14 protein-coding genes and 1 pseudogene are annotated in these 15727 nt (G+C 57.4%); 3 read left to right on the top strand and 12 right to left on the bottom strand.

The genetic code is table 11. From position 1 onward, the window contains the following. Positions 1-115: 115 nt before the first annotated feature. The 10 genes and pseudogenes from GGQ73_RS21620 to kdgD all read right to left on the bottom strand — a co-directional run bounded on the left by GGQ73_RS21620 (position 116) and on the right by kdgD (position 9439). Positions 116-1111 (bottom strand): annotated as a pseudogene (locus GGQ73_RS21620) (IS3 family transposase). Positions 1112-1237: 126 nt separating this feature from the next. After that, positions 1238-2254, bottom strand: a complete 1017-nt coding sequence (locus tag GGQ73_RS21615) for a dienelactone hydrolase family protein (protein ID WP_183897811.1) — start codon at positions 2252-2254, stop codon at positions 1238-1240. Continuing rightward, positions 2238-2996, bottom strand: a complete 759-nt coding sequence (locus GGQ73_RS21610; protein WP_183897810.1) for an ABC transporter ATP-binding protein — start codon at positions 2994-2996, stop codon at positions 2238-2240. Before GGQ73_RS21610 ends, GGQ73_RS21615 begins: the two co-directional genes overlap by 17 nt. After that, a complete protein-coding gene (locus GGQ73_RS21605; protein ID WP_183897809.1) occupies positions 2993-3847 on the bottom strand; it encodes an ABC transporter ATP-binding protein in 855 nt (284 codons plus the stop codon). The genes GGQ73_RS21610 and GGQ73_RS21605 overlap by 4 nt, the downstream gene beginning before the upstream one ends. 3 nt (positions 3848-3850) lie before the next feature. Beyond that, a complete protein-coding gene (locus GGQ73_RS21600) occupies positions 3851-4735 on the bottom strand; it encodes an ABC transporter permease (RefSeq protein ID WP_183897808.1) in 885 nt (294 codons plus the stop codon). Continuing rightward, positions 4735-5817: an ABC transporter permease gene (locus GGQ73_RS21595; protein ID WP_234911056.1), complete on the bottom strand. Its 1083-nt coding sequence runs from the start codon at positions 5815-5817 to the stop codon at positions 4735-4737. Before GGQ73_RS21595 ends, GGQ73_RS21600 begins: the two co-directional genes overlap by 1 nt. Positions 5818-5895: 78 nt before the next feature. Next, positions 5896-6249, bottom strand: coding sequence for a cupin domain-containing protein (locus GGQ73_RS21590; protein WP_183897807.1), 354 nt, complete (start codon positions 6247-6249; stop codon positions 5896-5898). 57 nt (positions 6250-6306) lie between these two features. Next, positions 6307-7464: a mandelate racemase family protein gene (locus tag GGQ73_RS21585; RefSeq protein ID WP_183897806.1), complete on the bottom strand. Its 1158-nt coding sequence runs from the start codon at positions 7462-7464 to the stop codon at positions 6307-6309. A 19-nt stretch (positions 7465-7483) separates the two neighbouring features. Beyond that, the gene (locus GGQ73_RS21580; RefSeq protein ID WP_183897805.1) at positions 7484-8347 is read right to left on the bottom strand and encodes an amidohydrolase family protein; all 864 of its coding nucleotides are present in this window, start codon (positions 8345-8347) and stop codon (positions 7484-7486) included. A gap of 174 nt (positions 8348-8521) precedes the next feature. Beyond that, complete coding sequence (gene kdgD, locus GGQ73_RS21575) at positions 8522-9439, bottom strand: 5-dehydro-4-deoxyglucarate dehydratase (RefSeq protein ID WP_183897804.1); 918 nt, start codon at positions 9437-9439, stop codon at positions 8522-8524. A gap of 414 nt (positions 9440-9853) precedes the next feature. Here kdgD and GGQ73_RS21570 point away from each other — a divergent pair, with 414 nt between their 5' ends. Together GGQ73_RS21570 and GGQ73_RS21565 are read left to right on the top strand one after the other, a co-directional pair. Then, positions 9854-10651: an NAD-dependent epimerase/dehydratase family protein gene (locus GGQ73_RS21570; RefSeq protein ID WP_183897803.1), complete on the top strand. Its 798-nt coding sequence runs from the start codon at positions 9854-9856 to the stop codon at positions 10649-10651. 1 nt (position 10652) lies between these two features. After that, positions 10653-12167: an aldehyde dehydrogenase (NADP(+)) gene (locus tag GGQ73_RS21565; protein WP_183897802.1), complete on the top strand. Its 1515-nt coding sequence runs from the start codon at positions 10653-10655 to the stop codon at positions 12165-12167. A gap of 92 nt (positions 12168-12259) precedes the next feature. Here the strand turns inward: GGQ73_RS21565 and GGQ73_RS21560 are convergent, their stop codons facing one another. Beyond that, positions 12260-13870 carry an ABC transporter substrate-binding protein gene (locus GGQ73_RS21560; RefSeq protein WP_183897801.1) on the bottom strand — a complete coding sequence of 537 codons (1611 nt, stop codon included), beginning with the start codon at positions 13868-13870 and terminating at the stop codon, positions 12260-12262. A 90-nt stretch (positions 13871-13960) separates the two neighbouring features. Continuing rightward, the gene (locus tag GGQ73_RS21555; RefSeq protein WP_183897824.1) at positions 13961-14596 is read right to left on the bottom strand and encodes an SGNH/GDSL hydrolase family protein; all 636 of its coding nucleotides are present in this window, start codon (positions 14594-14596) and stop codon (positions 13961-13963) included. A 380-nt stretch (positions 14597-14976) separates the two neighbouring features. On the opposite strand from GGQ73_RS21555, the gene GGQ73_RS21550 reads away from it, so the two are divergent. Continuing rightward, complete coding sequence (locus GGQ73_RS21550) at positions 14977-15693, top strand: IS6 family transposase (protein WP_183897800.1); 717 nt, start codon at positions 14977-14979, stop codon at positions 15691-15693. The last annotated feature ends 34 nt before the right edge of the window (positions 15694-15727 follow it).

Below are 15727 nucleotides of genomic sequence, written 5' to 3'. Positions count from 1 at the left end.
TTTGGGATGTGTTGCACTACATCAGGCCCACTCTCCTGATTGTTCGTCTGCATCAGAGGTGGCTCGGTTTGTCTGAACAGTTTCGGGCGTTTCGTTAAGTGGATTTCTGCCTCGATTATGCCGCCACCATCATCGGTGTCAGCGCGTTGAAGTAGGCCTTTTCCGGTGTCTGCCGGTCAAGGGATGAATGTGGGCGTCGAGTATTGTAAAAGGTCAGATAGCGGCCGATGCGCGACGCGCGCCTCGGACACTGTTTTGTAGGCGTGGAGGTAGACTTCCTCGTATTTGATCGAACGCCAGAGCCGCTCGACGAAGACATTGTCTCTCCATGCGCCCCTGCCATCCATCGAGATGGCGATTTCCGCCTTCTTCAGCACCGCCGTGAAGTCCATCGAGGTGAACTGCGAACCTTGGTCGGTATTGAATATGTCGGGTTTACTATGCCGGGCCAGCGCTTCCTCGACTGCTACGATGCAGAAGGCTGCTTCCATCGTGATCGACAGCCGCCACGACAGAACCCGCCGACTGAACCAGTCCACGACGGCGCAGAGCCTTACGGCAATTGCAAGCAATTGCCGTAAGGCTAGGGTATAGACAAAGCCGCGAGCCATCGGAACATACGTTTATCCATTGCCCAGACCTGATTGGGACGGGTGACCGCCAGCTTGCGCAGGAGGTAGGGATAGATTTTGTGACCGGGTGCTGGTTTGGATGTGTTCGGGCGACGGTATATGACCTCGATGCCCATCTTCTTCATCAGCGTGGCGACATGCAACCGCCCAGCTTCCAGCCCATCTCCTCTCAAGAGCCCTTGCAACATCCGACTTCCGGCAAAGGGGTAGTCGAGATGTAACTCGTCAATCCGGCGCATCAGGGCAAGATCACCGTCAGGCACTGGACGAGGCAGATAATAGACTGTGCCACGGCTGAAGCCGAGAAGCTTCGCCTGGCGCACGACGGATAGCTTCTGCTCGCGGTCGATCATTTCTTTCCGCCCGGCAATCCCGCCTTGCCGAGCGCACCGGATGGCGGCAAGTGCCACCTTCGCCTTGAAAGCCGGGCTGTGGTTCCGGCTCGGTCGTCTCGTCACGGTATCTCCTGTTCCTGGCATCTAAGCCGACGTCAGGTAGAAATTCAATTTATCCCCCTGTGCACATTTCCCGAGCCAGCTCTCTTATGTCGTTTCGCTAAGGGCCATTTGTTATGCCCTTGCGGGCAGCGGTCTCACAAACTAAAATTATCCCTGATGTAGGCTGAGATGCGAACGCAGGAAGGCCATAGCGGCGGTCTGGTTTTCCTTCGAAAACGAATGACCGCCCGGAACCACGGCGTTATCTGGGCGCTTCCCGAATGCCCTTCCTGCGTCTTCGAGCCTGCAAAAGAAATCCCGGGCGCTCACGGCCGGGAAATGACGATCCTCGGAGCCTGACCGCATGAAAAGCGGGCGATCTGCCGCAAGTGCTGCCATGTCTGGATAGTCGGCAATCGCTGCGAGATGCGGATGGAGTGTATAGAAAGCCGACTGGCCTTTGAGAAGTGTCATGCCCGGCGCAAGCATTCCGGACCGTGTTCCGGCCCACGAAACTGCCGCACATGCCCGGACCCGCTGTTCGAGCGCCGCCAATTGCCAAGCGCGAAACCCGCCGAAGGAATGCCCGAGCGTGCCGATGCGCGCGGGGTCGATCTCCGGCTGCCAAGACAGCCAATCGAATGCGGCGAGATCGTCAGCCGCCACAAGTCCTGCAAGGCTCCAGCCCGCCTGCATGGCTTGAGCTGCCAGCGCCTGCTGTTCTGCATATCCGTCGGCTAGGCGCGAACCCCAGCCGATAGCATCACAAACCAGTATCGCATAACCTTGTTTGACCAGATCGTTCGCCAGGAACTGGCGATCGTAGTGTTTCGCGACGTGCGCCTCTCCAGCCTCGCCCGAGATCATTTTCCGCCAGCCGATGTCGAACACGCCACCGTGGTCATGCATTAGGAGGATCGCGGGGTGAGGACCCTGGGCGTCCGGTAGCATCAGCATAGCCTCGCCGATATCGCCGCTGGCATACTGAAACAGCAGATGCCGGCTGTTCCCGCGATTGTCCAGCATCTGGAAACCGCTAATGCCCGATGGTGGCAGACCGGCCTGCCAGATTGACCGCAATTCGGCCTGCCATTCTGAAACCGGCTCGCGAAAAGCGAGCGGATAGCGATGTGTTGCGATCCGCTCTGCCAGGAAAGGGCGAAGCTCCTCAGATGGCGCTGTCATATCTCAGCGATGCGTCTATAAGCTGGCGGGCGTAGGGGTGGGTCGCCTTGTTACCATCGAGCACGTCCCTGTCCAGGATTTCCACAATATCGCCGGCCTGCATGACCGCAAACCGGTCGCACATGTAATCGACAACTGCCAAGTCATGGCTGACCATGATATATGTGAAACCCTTTCGGGCGCGAAGGTCGGACAGAAGATTGAGGATTTCGGCCTGGACGGAAACGTCAAGTGCCGAGGTCGGTTCATCCAGAAAAAGCACGGACGGCTCGAGGATCAGTGCACGGGCAATCGCCACGCGCTGGCGCTGGCCGCCGGAAAGCTGGTGCGGATAACGATCGAGGAAATCGAGCGGCAGGCCGACCTCGGTGATCGCCTGTTCCATGCGTTCACTGTGATGATCCATTTTGTGGATCCGCAGAGGTTCGGAAAGGACGGTTCGGACGGACTGACGGGGATGGAGTGAACCGTAGGGGTCCTGGAACACCATCTGTACGGTGCGACAACGTTCTATCAGTGGCATGTCGCGCACCGATTGATTGCCCACCCAAATCTCGCCTTCCCACTGCTTAAACAGCAGTGACATGCAGCGAAGGATGGTGGACTTGCCGGAGCCGCTCTCGCCGACCAGGCCGAAACATTCGCCCGGCTCGACGTTGAACGACACGTTGGGCAGGATGGTAACGGCTTTCGGGCCTTCGCCCAGCGAGATCGTCAGGTTCTTGACGTCGACCGATTTCATGCCTGCACCTCCAGCGGTTCTCTCCACTCAGGCCGGCGATCCAGCACTTTGAGGGGCTCCCGACCTCCGCCGATGCGCGGCTGCGCTGCAAGAAGACCCTGTGTGTAAGGATGCTGCGCGTTATGGAGCTCGGAAGCCTTCAGGCTTTCGACCACCTGCCCGGCATACATGATCAGCACACGGTCGCAGAAGTTGCGGACCAGATTGAGGTCGTGGCTGATCATGATCAGGCCGATACCACGTTCGCTGACCAACCGGTCGAGGATGCCGAGCACCTGCAGGCGGACAGTGACGTCGAGCGCCGATGTCGGCTCGTCGGCGATCACCACGTCCGGGTCTGTCAGAAGCATCATGGCAATCATGATGCGCTGGCCCATGCCCCCGGAAACTTCGTGCGGATAGAGATCGTAGACGCGGTCGGGGTCGCGGATCTGTACCGCTTCGAGCATGGCGATCGTTTTATCGCGTGCTTCCGACTTCTTGCATTTGAAGTGCGTCAGATAGGCCTCCGAAATCTGGTCTCCGACACGGCGGATCGGATTAAGGGAAAATTTCGGGTCCTGCAGGATCATCGACATCCGACGACCGCGAACCTTCAGCATCTCCTTTTCAGAGATGTTGTGCAGGTCGAGTTCTTCGAAACGGATGCTTTCCGCGGTGATCCGCGCAGTCGGTAGCAGTTTCAGCAGGGCGCGGCCAATCGTCGACTTGCCTGAGCCGCTTTCGCCGACGATGCCGAGTTTTTCACGGCTGAGCGTGAAGGAGACATTGCGGACGGCATCCATATAACCGCCATCGCTGCGATAGCTGACGCAAAGCTTCTTGACGTCGAGAATAGGTTCACCGGTCATGAATTATCTCCGGTTCATCTGTTTGGGATCGAGCGCGTCGCGCAGTCCATCACCAAGAAGGTTGAAAGCGAGGCCCACAAGGAGAATAGCCAGGCCGGGAAAGGTAACGAGCCACCAGCTGTCGATCATGTAACGACGGCCCATGGCAATCATCGCGCCCCATTCAGGAACCGGCGGCTGTGCGCCAAGACCCAGGAAGCCGAGACCGGCAGCGGTCAAAATGACAGTCGCCATGTTCAGCGTCAGGCGGATCAGCACCGAAGGCAGGCACATCGGCACAATCGACTTTAAGATGATACGCGAAGTTGAAGCACCCTGCAGACGGGCGGCAGCAACATAGTCCGCACTGCGGAATGTCAGCGTTTCGGCGCGGGCCAGACGCGCGATCGGCGGCCAGGAGGTTAACGCGATCGCGATGATAGCGTTGTTGAGGCTTGGACCAAGAGCTGCAACGAAAGCCAGAGAGAGGATAAGGCTTGGAAAGGACAGGAATATATCGGTGATCCGCATCATGATCGTATCGTATTTTCCACCAAGATAGCCGGCGGTCGTACCGACGAAAATTCCGATTGGACCAACGACGATCGAGACGAGGAAAATGATCGTCAGGGTAATGCGCGTTCCGTAAACAAGACGGCTGAAAATATCTCGACCGAGTTCGTCGGTGCCGAACAGATGGGCTCCTCCGGGTGCGGCCAGCGTATTATTGAGATCTTGCGCGTAAGGTCCGACTGTGGCGATCCAAGGCGCGAAGATTGCGACGACGATCAGAACTGAGATCACCAGCAATCCAAAAGCGGAGGTCGGGCTTTTCAGCAGGAAGCGAAGGATGTTGCCGAGCGCCAGCAGTGGGCCGGGTACGGAGTATTTTGCAGCTTGCGTGGTCATCAGCGCGTCCTCGGATCAAAGATGCGATAGAGCAGGTCAGAAATCAGATTGAGGGTGATGAATATCACACCGACGATCAGCACACATGTCATGACCGCATTCATATCGCCAATCAGCATGTTGTTGGTGAGATACTGTCCGAAGCCGGGCCATGAGAACACGGTCTCGATCAGAACCGCCCCTTCGAGCAGGGATCCATAGGCCAAAGCGACAATAGTGACGAGCTGGACGCGAATGTTCAGAAACGCATGGCGCCAGATCGTCTGGCGGCTTGAAAGGCCTTTGACGCGGGCGGTGGTGATGTATTCCTGGTTGATCTGGTCGAGCATAAAACTGCGCGTCATGCGGGTTATATAGGCCGAGGACGAATAGCCGAGGATGCTTGCCGGCAGGATCAGATGGTTGAGCGCCGAGCGGAAGACTTCCCAGTCTCCGGCCAGTGCGCTGTCTATCAGCAGGAAGCCAGTGCGCTCGTCGACCATGCCGATATAATAGTCGGACATGCGACCGCTGCCGCCGACCCAGCCGAGCGCAGCGTAAAACACCAGAAGGCCGATCATCCCGGTCCAGAAGATTGGCATGGAATGGCCCATCAGGCTGAAGACCCGCACGACATGGTCCGGCCAGCGATCCTTGTTGACAGCTGCGAGGACGCCGAGGGTGACGCCAAGCGTTGCGCCGATCAGGATCGCCAATGTAGCAAGCTCGATCGTCGCCGGTAAAACGTGGAGGATATCGTTGATAACTGGCTGACCCGTACGAATGGACACGCCAAAATTACCAGACAGTACGTCGCGCAGATAGAAGAAAAACTGCTCCCACAGCGGACGGTCGAGACCAAGCTGACGATAGACCATCTCATAAGTTTCACGCGTCGCGTCTTCGCCAACGATGGCGCGCACCGGGTCGCTCGGCATCATGCGACCAATCACAAAGGTAAGGACCAGCAAACCGAACAGCGTGACCGCCACGGTGAAAAGCTGTGACAACAGCGGACCCAAGTGAAAACGGTATCGGATATTCTTGGCAGGTGTTGCTGCGGAGGTTGGGCTCCAGCTGGCAATTTCAGAATCTTTTGACATTCACTCCTCCCGCACGATGGGCGCTAGACACTCTCATCATACATATTTATTTTATTTGTCATATGTCATCGCGGATTGTCAATCAAATACAAGGTTTGCGAGCGGGTAGGAAATGATCAATTCGAGTGGCGTCTCGCCAATCTGGCGGATGCCGACCGTATCGCCGCTGTAAAGATAGGCCATCATTCCAGCCCCGAGAAAACTCGTCTGGTCGTTGGAATGAACCTCGCCCTCGCCTGAGACGACATAATAGACTTCGTCATGATCGATCGGGTGCGTGCCGATGGCCGAACCGGAATGAAGGATGCGTTTCCTGAATTCCATCGTCCGGTTCGGGATATCGGCCGTCATCCGGAATGCCGTCGACATTCCAATCTTGCCATGCGGCGTCGCTTCCTCACGACGCATGTCTTCCTCCGCGACGATTATCATGAAACCTCCACCGACAGATGAACTCTCCCGATGTCCATCTGGCTTGTTGCAGTCTGTTTATGCGGGGTTCTTGACGAGGTTGTTGTCGATGAAATCGAAGTTGATATCCTCGCCAATGCCCGGACGGTTGGGCACGTGAACATAACCGTTCTCGTCCATCGGATCGGACAGTGAATTCAGGTAGTCGAAGCCATCGTCGTATTCGAGGAACGGGTGCAGCAGGCCGCGCTCGTACCAACGGCAATTCTTGGCGGATGCGACGACATGCAGGTTCATCGCGGTGTTGCCATGGACTTCGCAATCCATGCCGAAGGATTCTGCAAGACGCATCGTCTTCAGTGCCGGGGTGATACCGCCGACGTCGTTGACGCCGGTGCGCAGGATATCGACTGCACCGGAAGTGATCCATTCGGCGCGATGCCAGTGCTTGCCGCCAGCACTTTCAGGCCCAAGTACTGGAATATCGAGATTGTCGGCGAGCCACTTGTAGGACGCCATCGACTGCTCGTCCATGCTCTCCTCGATCCAGTCGAAGCCAAGCTTTTCCAGCCCCCGGCCGAGTTCCAGGGAATCAACGCGGCTATACCAGTGGAAAGCATCGATCATCAGATGGATATCCGGGCCGACCGCTTCGCGAACGGCGGCGCAGGCCTTCAGATCCATCTTGACATTCGGCGCCCAGCTGACGGGCGGCATCCAGGTGTGAAGCTTAATTCCCTTGTAGCCGCGCTTGACGAGTTTTTCGGCAAAACGTGCGTAGTCTTCAGGCGTCGCCAGACCACCTGCGAGTTCGTCTCCGCACATGATCGAACCATAGGTCAGAACCTTGTCGCGATAGGCGCCGATCAGCTTGTGGACTGGCTGGTTGAGTGTGCGACCTGCCAGATCCCAGAGGGCGACATCGACTGCCGCAAGCGTACGATCGGTCAGTTGCGCGGCAGAACCACGCTGCCAGTGGGCCAGATCCTGCCAGAGGCGTTCGCGGTCGCGGTGGTCCTGACCGATGAGCACCTTCTTGACGAACTTCTCGATCAGGTGCGGGCGAACAATTTCCGGCGCAGTGAAGCTGTAGCCCTCGTGTCCGTCCTCGGTACGGATGACGAGCATAGCCTGCTGCACCTGATGTGGGGCACCTGGATGTGCATGGCCCGCGCTGTCGGAATGACGGCGCGTCGTGGTCAGGAAGGTTTTGACCGAGACGTCGGTAATGATCATGATATCGTCTTTCTTACATTCAAACTGCTGGGAAGCCGAACAGCTGCTGCGGGTTTTCAACGAGCGCCAGATGACGGGCTTTCTCATCGCGGAACCAGCCAAGTACGGTATCCGTCAACGCTGCATCGTCGGGATATTCTTCCGTCGTTTTGGCGAGATTGTGCGGCCAGTTTGTGCCCCAGATGATGCGTTCAGGCGCGTAGTCAGCGATCTCACGGGCAACCTCTGCGATGTCTTCGTAACCCGGGCCTCCCGTCTTCGAGGATTCGTAACCGCCGGCGAACTTGAACCAGACATTGCCTTTGTCGATCAGTTTTTTTAACGCGTCGATATGTGCAGCCGTAACACCGTCGAAGAACTTGCCGTGGTGATCAAAGACCCAGTTGGAGCCGATCTTCTCAAGGTGCGGCAAGTGGGTGAGAAGATCGCTGCCGTTAAACTGCACGGCCATCATCCAGCCAACGGACTGAGCCCGCTCGTCCACGCCTTCAAGAGCGGAAAGGCCGAGCGCGCCGCCCAGAAGGTCCATGATGCGAGCGCCGACAACGCCAGCATCCGACAGTTGCTTGAGCTCCGCATCGGTCGCATCCGGCTTGATGACTGCGACGCCACGAGCAAGGTCGCCCATCTCTTTGAGGCAGGCAACCAGATTGCTATTGTCGGCCTGATGCGCATTGCCCTGCGTAATGACAACGCGCTCGATGCCAATCCATTGCATGAATTCTCGATACTGTGCCGCATCGGGTAAAGCGCCGCCCGGCAGCGGTGGCCCTCCTTCGCGGGCTTCAAAGCCCGGTAGATACATGTGCATCTGGCTATCGACTGCGCCGCGCGGCAGCTTGATTTTAGGGGCTGGGCCGGATTGCTTGCGAATGATTGTCATGCTTCTTTCATCCTGAATTCTTGAACAATAACAACGCGCTGCCGCAGGTCCCGGAGCGCGCTATACGGCAGCGCCTGGATGCCTTCGATTTCCAGCGGGTCTTGGTCGATCAGCCAATTCTCGCTGGTCTGGACGATAGCAGCGTTGGCATGAGCCGGACCGAGGCTATTGTCATCAGGCGGCCTGCTTGCGGCGGTAAGGCTGAATCAGAGCTTCCATCATACCTTCTTCCTCACGTGTCAGGTCTGCCAGCGGGCTGCGAACCTTGCCGGCGTTGAAGCCCTGCAGGCGAACGCCAGCCTTCACGGCCGAGACCGCATAACCCTTGTTGCGATTACGGATGGCCATGAACGGGTAGAAGAAGTCGATCAGGATCCGTTCGCAAGTGGCGCGCTCGCCGGCACGAAGTGCCTTGTAGAAATCGACGGCAAGGCCTGGCACAAAGTTGAAAACTGCCGAGGAATACGTTGTGAAGCCTGCGCCGAGATAGGCTTCGGCAAACAGTTCCGCAGTCGGCATGCCGCCGAGGTACATCAGTCGGTCGCCCATCTTGGCCGTGATCTGACGAACCAGGCCGATATCGCCGGTGCCATCCTTGAAGCCGATCAGGTTCGGGCATTCATCGCACAGGCGAGCGAGTGTATCAGCATTCAGGACCGAGTTGTCGCGGTTGTACACCATCACGCCAACGCCAACGGAATGACATACCCGCTTTATGTGCTCGAAGAGACCTTCCTGTGGTGCGTCGATCAAATAATGCGGCAGCATCAGGATACCGTCCGCGCCAGCCTTTTCAGCCGCCTTGGCAATCTCGATGGCCATATCCGTGCCATAGCCGCAGCCTGAAACAATGGCGGTGTCGCCGGCAGCTTCCTTGGCGGATGAAACGATGGTCGGGATTTCAGAAGGGGAAAGCGAGAAGAACTCGCCAGTGCCGCCTGCTGCGAAAAGGACGGGTGCGTCGAAGCCGGACAGCCACTCTACGTGAGCCTTGTAGCTCTCGGGCGCAAAACGGCCTTCTGCATCGAAATGCGTGACGGGGAAGGAGAGAAGGCCCGAGCCGAGCCGCTGCTTTATTTCTGAAGGATTCATGTTGCTGACCTCATCGGAGACGTTCCGAACGGTATAGGCGACTTAACATATGTCTGTCAACAAGTTGTATTATATGTATGGTTACGAGCGGCGAAATAATTTTCCGGACTGACATCCTGTCCGGTTCGCAAGGCAGCGCGCGGCTTGACGCCGCTGCCGATCATTGACAAGAATGCCCCGGCTCAATCTGTTAGCGGAGGATATTACCCACGCACATTGCAAGATTGCCAGCCTTGCAGACGTTTTTTGTCGGCTTGCGCTGTCACTGGGTCTTTTCTCTGTTTCTCCGGCGTAAACAAGGCGCGGGCGCGTTATATGTGAAGTAGCGGCTTCAAAGCATGCTGATTGACTGCAAACGACCAACATGTATGATATGTTGGAAAACCGACATAGCAATCAGAGGAGCTTTTCAGCGTGAAACGACTACTGATAACCGGCGCGGCAGGTGGACTTGGCCGGGTCATGCGGGAGCGACTTGCCTCGCACGCAGAAATCCTGCGGTTGTCCGATATCTCCGACATGGGGATACCCCGAGCCAATGAAGAGATCGTCCAATGCGATCTGGCTGATGCGGCGGCGGTCGACCAACTCGTAGAGGGATGCGACGCAATCCTTCATCTCGGCGGGGTATCGGTCGAAGCCTCGTTCAACAAGATCCTGAATGCCAATATCATTGGGATCTACAATCTCTATGAAGCGGCTCGGGCACACGGCCAGCCTCGCATCCTGTTTGCAAGCTCCAACCATACGATCGGATTCTATCGACAGGATGAATATATCGATGTCGATGCCCCGATCCGTCCTGATGGTTTGTATGGTGCATCAAAATGTTTTGGTGAAGCAATCGCGAAGCTCTATTTCGACAAGTTCGGACAGGAAACTGCTATCGTGCGTATTGGCTCGTGCTTTGAAGAGCCGCGCAATCACCGAATGCTTTCGAGCTGGATGTCATATGATGACTTTACGTCGCTGATCGAGTGCGTGTACCGGGCGCCCATGCTCGGATGCCCGACAATCTGGGGCGTGTCGAACAATGACTCTTCTTGGTGGGACAATAGCAAGGCCCGTTTTCTTGGCTGGAAACCCAAGGACAATGCCGAAAGATATCGCATCGAACTCGAAAAGACGGTAACGCGCCCCGAAGCCTGCTCCCCGCTCGCGGTCTATATGGGTGGCCCGTTCACACAAGATCCCATCTACAAGGACAATTGATATGAGTTTCATACCCCATGGCCGTCATCTGATCGCCGGCGAATGGGTCGAGGGGCCGTCACGTTTCGCCTCTTCGCCCGCATCCGGTCCAGTCCATCAGTTCGCAACCGGTACGCCCGAGCTTGTCGCTCTTGCAGCCGACGCGGCGGAGGAGGCTTTCTGGTCCTACGGCTATTCCACCCGCGAAGAGCGGGCGACATTCCTTGAGGCGATTGCCAACGAGATCGAAGCGCGTGGCGCCGAGATCACTGGAATCGGTACGCAGGAAACAGGTTTGCCTGCTGGTCGCCTCGAAGGTGAACGCGGCCGCACGACCGGGCAACTGCGCCTGTTCGCCGCACATATCCGTGAGGGCGCCTATCTCGACAAGCGCGTCGATGCGGCGCTTCCGGAGCGCAAGCCTGCCGCACGTCCGGAAATCCGCCTGCTCCAGCGCCCGATCGGCCCCGTTGCTGTGTTCGGAGCGTCGAACTTCCCGCTGGCATTTTCCACCGCGGGCGGCGATACGGCTGCAGCGCTTGCAGCCGGTTGCCCGGTAATCGTCAAGGGACACTCCGCTCATCCGGGAACCGGCGAGATCATTGCAGAAGCAATTCATGCAGCCATCGAAAAGACCGGTGTGCACAGGGGTGTGTTCAGCCTCATCCAGGGAGGCGACCGCAAGGTGGGCGAGGCACTGGTCACTCATCCGTTGATCAAGGCTGTCGGCTTTACCGGTTCTCTCGCGGGGGGCCGGGCGCTGTTTAACCTGTGCGCCCAGCGCGACGAGCCAATCCCATTCTTCGGAGAGCTTGGCTCGGTGAACCCGATGTTCGTTCTACCGGAAGCGGTCAAGGCACGTGGCCAGTCGCTCGGCGAGGGCTGGGCCGGATCGCTGACAATGGGTGCCGGACAATTCTGCACCAATCCCGGCATCGCGGTGGTTATCGACGGTTCGGAAGCCGATGCTTTCGTAGAGAGCACGCGGGCTGCACTGGAAAAGGTCGCTCCGCAGACCATGCTGACCGATGGTATCGCCAAGGCCTATCGCGACGGGAAGGACCGCTTCGACGTCCGCAATTCTACCAAGTCCGTTCTGTCGACCGCAAGCGCGGAGCGACAGGCATCACCTAACCTCTACGAGACCACCGGCGAGGAATTCCTTTCCGACCATACGATCGGCGAGGAGGTTTTCGGACCTCTAGGCGTTGTGGTTCGCGTGGGTTCCGTCGATGACATGGTGCGTTTGGCCAAGGGCCTCGAGGGCCAGCTTACTACGACGATCCACATGGACGCTGGCGACACCGAAGACGCTCGCCGTCTTCTTCCGGTTCTGGAGCGCAAGTCCGGCCGCGTGCTTGCAAACGGCTTTCCGACAGGTGTCGAGGTCGTCGATTCCATGGTGCATGGCGGGCCTTACCCAGCCTCGACCAACTTTGGCGCAACCAGCGTCGGGACCATGTCGATCCGTCGCTTCCTGCGCCCGGTCAGCTACCAGAACATTCCGATGGATCTGCTGCCAGCCGATCTCGTCTGAAAAACAGATAAGGGCCGGACGAAAGTCCGGCCCTTATCTGGCTTGGGAGGTATAAAAAAGGCGGGCTTGCAGGCCCGCCTTTTCTCTTGATGCTACCTGTCTTTGGTCACGGTCTCGAAGCGTGAGATCCACGGATTGACGATCAGACCCTTGACGTCGGCGCGGTAGGCCGCAGTATCGACGACTTCGGAGAACGGCTGGATCGCCGGGATCATCTTCTCGTAATAGACCTGAATATCCTCATAGTCCTTGATCTGCTTTTCCCTGTCCTTTTCAAGCAGGGCATCAACGATCAGGGTGTTGAGCTTTTCATCGTAGAAGCTCGTGCGCCAGGCTTGATAATTCGAAAGTGCAGCCTTGTCGGAATTGTCCGGATTATAGGCGAGGGCCCGCAGGTTGCTGTCCGGGTGCAGGTGCTGCCCGCCGCCGCCGCGACCAACCAGCAATTCGAACTTGCGATCGCGCATTGCGCCGTAGATCTGGTCGCCAGAGCCGGTGATGACTTCCGCCTTAATGCCGGCCTGTCCCAGTGTCGCCTGGATCGCGGTCGCAACCGTGATGAACGGTGGCTCTGACAGGGCGCGCAGGCTCACGGTCATACCATCCTTGAAGCCAGCTTCTTCTAGCAATTTTTTGGCCCGCTGAACGTCCAGTTTATAGCCCGGATCCGGTAGCAATCCCCTGACGCCGGTGCTGAGCGGGCGCTGGTGCGATACGCCATAGTACGGCATGACTGACTTGTTGATGCCCTCGTAGTCAATCAGGTAACGCAGAGCTTCACGCACCTTGGCGTTGGCCAAACGCTCGTCCTTCATTGAGACCGCCAGATAGTAGAAGCCTGCGCCGGGCGTGGATTCGACTTTTATGTCCTTGGTTGTCTCAAGCGCCTTCAGGTCGGCTGCAAGCAGTGCATAGGCGACGTCGATGTCACCACGCTCCAGTTGAAGACGCTGGGACTGCGATTCCGGCAGGTGACGGATCATCACCCGGCGCATTGCCGGAGCAGTGCCCCAGTATTCGCTGTTGCGATCGAGCAGGACATATTCGTTGGAACGCCATTCACGGAGATTGTAGGCGCCGGAACCAGCCGAATTGGTTTTTAGCCATGCTGCACCCCAATCACCAGCGGTCTCATTGGCCTTGACGAGCGCGCTATCGACAATCGAGCCGGGACCAGCCTGCGAGATCGTCATCAATACGAAATTTGGATCGTCAGCCTTTGGAAGGTTCATCTTGAAGGTTAGTTCATCGACGACTTCGAAAGATGCATTGGCATTGTCGGCATTGAAGCCACGGGTCTTCAGGAAAGAGGCCTGCGCGAGGTTCAACGTCATCAGGCGCTTGAACGAATACGCGACATCTTCTGCCGTAAACGTGTTGCCGGATGCGAACTTGACGCCAGATCGCAGCTTGAAGGTGATCGACTTGCCGTCCGGTGAAATTTCCCAGCTTTCGGCAAGGCGCGGCAGGAATTTCGTTCGATCTGCCGGGTCTGCGACAATCAGGCTATCGTAGACGCTGGAAAGCACCAGCACCGCATCACGGCCTGTGATGCCAGCCGGATCGAGCGACAGAATGTTTGCCATCGACATGGCAACGACGAGCTGGTTGGGGGGCGTCTCGGCGCTTGCCGGCAGGGACTGCATGCCCACTATACCAACGCCGAGAGCGACGGCTGCGACCGTCGATAGCAACTTGTTCATGAAACCTCCAAGATATACGCCCGGCCTCCACCAGCCAGCGATTGGATCAAACTGACCACATATGATATCCATTGTCAATTGTAGGATGAGTTAGATATCGAGCAGTGTTCGAACCGGCGTGGCAAGAGCAATTCCCAGCTTGCAACTGTCCTCTGCATCGAGATGTACGCCGTCTTCGGCGGAGGCCTCGGCGACAGTTCCGGCATCGAAGAACCCCGTAGCCATTTCTTTGGCCAGTGCAGCATAGAGGGGGGAGAACTTCCTCGATTCCTCGATTGAGCGATTCTGGGCCGGAGGACGGCCGTCACCGGTAAGCCGGCAGGGCGGAGGCGCGACGATCAGGATCTTTGGTACCTGCGTGCCGCTCTTCCATGGGTAAAGCTGGACAAGCTGGACAAGGCGGCGCATTCCGCCCTGTGCCCCGTTGGCGAAGCCGCAAAGTTGCGGTTTTAGGTCGTTGGTTCCAAGCATGATGATAACGAGATCAAGGGGATAATGACTTGCGAGCAGCATCGGCAGCGCCTTGACGGCATTGCGCTCGTTTGGCGCGGCGTAGTCGTCGAAACACGTGGTACGGCCACCCAGCCCCTCCGGGATGACCTGCGCTGCACTCTTCAGTTCCCTTTCTAGGGACGTCGACCAGCGTTGCTCGAACGGGTGCCGTTCACCGGTCGAAGGATCAGCCCCCCAGGTCAAACTGTCGCCAAATGCCAGGATCTGTTTCAATGCCATCTACCTCATGTTTAGATGAGGCATGAAGATCACAAAAAAACATGTCAGACAAGTAAGGGCGATCTGGTGATGCCGAAGTCACTCCAATTTGCGGTCGCGGGGTGATCTGCAGGTCCAACTCGACGATAGCAGCGCTTCGGTCGACCCGTTTGTCGAAACGATGAGTTCTCGAATTTCCGGTTACTTCAGTGACGCAGCGAAATTATATCGCATGTCGGCGATCAAAGCGTGTCGAATGTAATCGCACTCATATCCTGATAAGTATCTGAGTGCTGGTACAATCGAGCCAACCTTTACGATACCAGACTGTCCGAGCAAGCTTGACGGCACTGTAACGTTAACTGGCCCTCGATTTACGTGAGAGATTTTCCGGCATGACCCAAGCCGTTCGTAATCCCCTTTATCGCCGCCACAGGTTTCCGGCTGAAGTGATTGCTCATGCCGTCTGGCTGTATTTCGAGTTTCCGCTCAGCTTTCGAATGGTTGAAGATCTACTGGCGGCGCGTGGGATCACCGTCTCGCATCAGACCGTACGCTTTTGGGCCGAGAAATTTGGTCGGCACTTTGCAAATGACATCCGGCGCCGCGCCGCCGGGCGGCTCGGCGATAAGTGGCACCTCGATGAGGTCGTCGTCTCCATCGGCGGAGAAAAACACTGGCTCTGGCGGGCCGTCGATCAGGATGGCTTCGTTCTCGACGTGCTGGTGCAGAGCCGCCGCAATACCAAGGCCGCAAAACGTCTGATGCGAAAGCTTCTGAAAGGACAGGGGCACGCGCCGAGAGTCATGATTACCGACAAGCTGCGATCCTACGGCGCTGCAAAGCGCGACATCATGCCTGGTGTTGAACATCGACCCCACAAAGGCCTGAATAACCGGGCGGAAAATTCTCATCAACCGACACGACGGCGAGAGCGGATCATGAAAGGCTTCAAGTCAGCCCGGCATCTTCAGCGTTTCGTCTCAATTCATGATCCTGTCACCGTTCTCTTCCACGTTCCACGCCACGATATCCCGTCCGACCACCACCGCGAACTGAGAACCGCCGCCATGCTGTTGTCGAATGAAATCGCATGCCTGCAGGCCGCATAAGCAAAAGCGGAGGACAAAACTCTTGACCGCTGCT

It is taken from the genome of Rhizobium skierniewicense (assembly GCF_014196515.1).
Taxonomy (GTDB): Bacteria; Pseudomonadota; Alphaproteobacteria; order Rhizobiales; family Rhizobiaceae; genus Agrobacterium; species Agrobacterium skierniewicense.
The sequence above is the reverse complement of the archived record's forward strand: the minus strand, read 5'-3'. Positions and strand labels throughout refer to the sequence as shown.

Excerpts from the sequence above, each read along its gene's own strand:
- GGQ73_RS21615 (WP_183897811.1), bottom strand. The coding sequence starts at position 2,254 with ATGACAGCGCCATCTGAGGAGCTTCGCCCTTTCCTGGCAGAGCGGATC.
- GGQ73_RS21610 (WP_183897810.1), bottom strand. The coding sequence starts at position 2,996 with ATGAAATCGGTCGACGTCAAGAACCTGACGATCTCGCTGGGCGAAGGC.
- GGQ73_RS21605 (WP_183897809.1), bottom strand. The coding sequence starts at position 3,847 with ATGACCGGTGAACCTATTCTCGACGTCAAGAAGCTTTGCGTCAGCTAT.
- GGQ73_RS21600 (WP_183897808.1), bottom strand. The coding sequence starts at position 4,735 with ATGACCACGCAAGCTGCAAAATACTCCGTACCCGGCCCACTGCTGGCG.
- GGQ73_RS21595 (WP_234911056.1), bottom strand. The coding sequence starts at position 5,817 with ATGTCAAAAGATTCTGAAATTGCCAGCTGGAGCCCAACCTCCGCAGCA.
- GGQ73_RS21590 (WP_183897807.1), bottom strand. The coding sequence starts at position 6,249 with ATGATAATCGTCGCGGAGGAAGACATGCGTCGTGAGGAAGCGACGCCG.
- GGQ73_RS21585 (WP_183897806.1), bottom strand. The coding sequence starts at position 7,464 with ATGATCATTACCGACGTCTCGGTCAAAACCTTCCTGACCACGACGCGC.
- GGQ73_RS21580 (WP_183897805.1), bottom strand. The coding sequence starts at position 8,347 with ATGACAATCATTCGCAAGCAATCCGGCCCAGCCCCTAAAATCAAGCTG.
- kdgD (WP_183897804.1), bottom strand. The coding sequence starts at position 9,439 with ATGAATCCTTCAGAAATAAAGCAGCGGCTCGGCTCGGGCCTTCTCTCC.
- GGQ73_RS21565 (WP_183897802.1), top strand. The coding sequence starts at position 10,653 with ATGAGTTTCATACCCCATGGCCGTCATCTGATCGCCGGCGAATGGGTC.
- GGQ73_RS21560 (WP_183897801.1), bottom strand. The coding sequence starts at position 13,870 with ATGAACAAGTTGCTATCGACGGTCGCAGCCGTCGCTCTCGGCGTTGGT.
- GGQ73_RS21550 (WP_183897800.1), top strand. The coding sequence starts at position 14,977 with ATGACCCAAGCCGTTCGTAATCCCCTTTATCGCCGCCACAGGTTTCCG.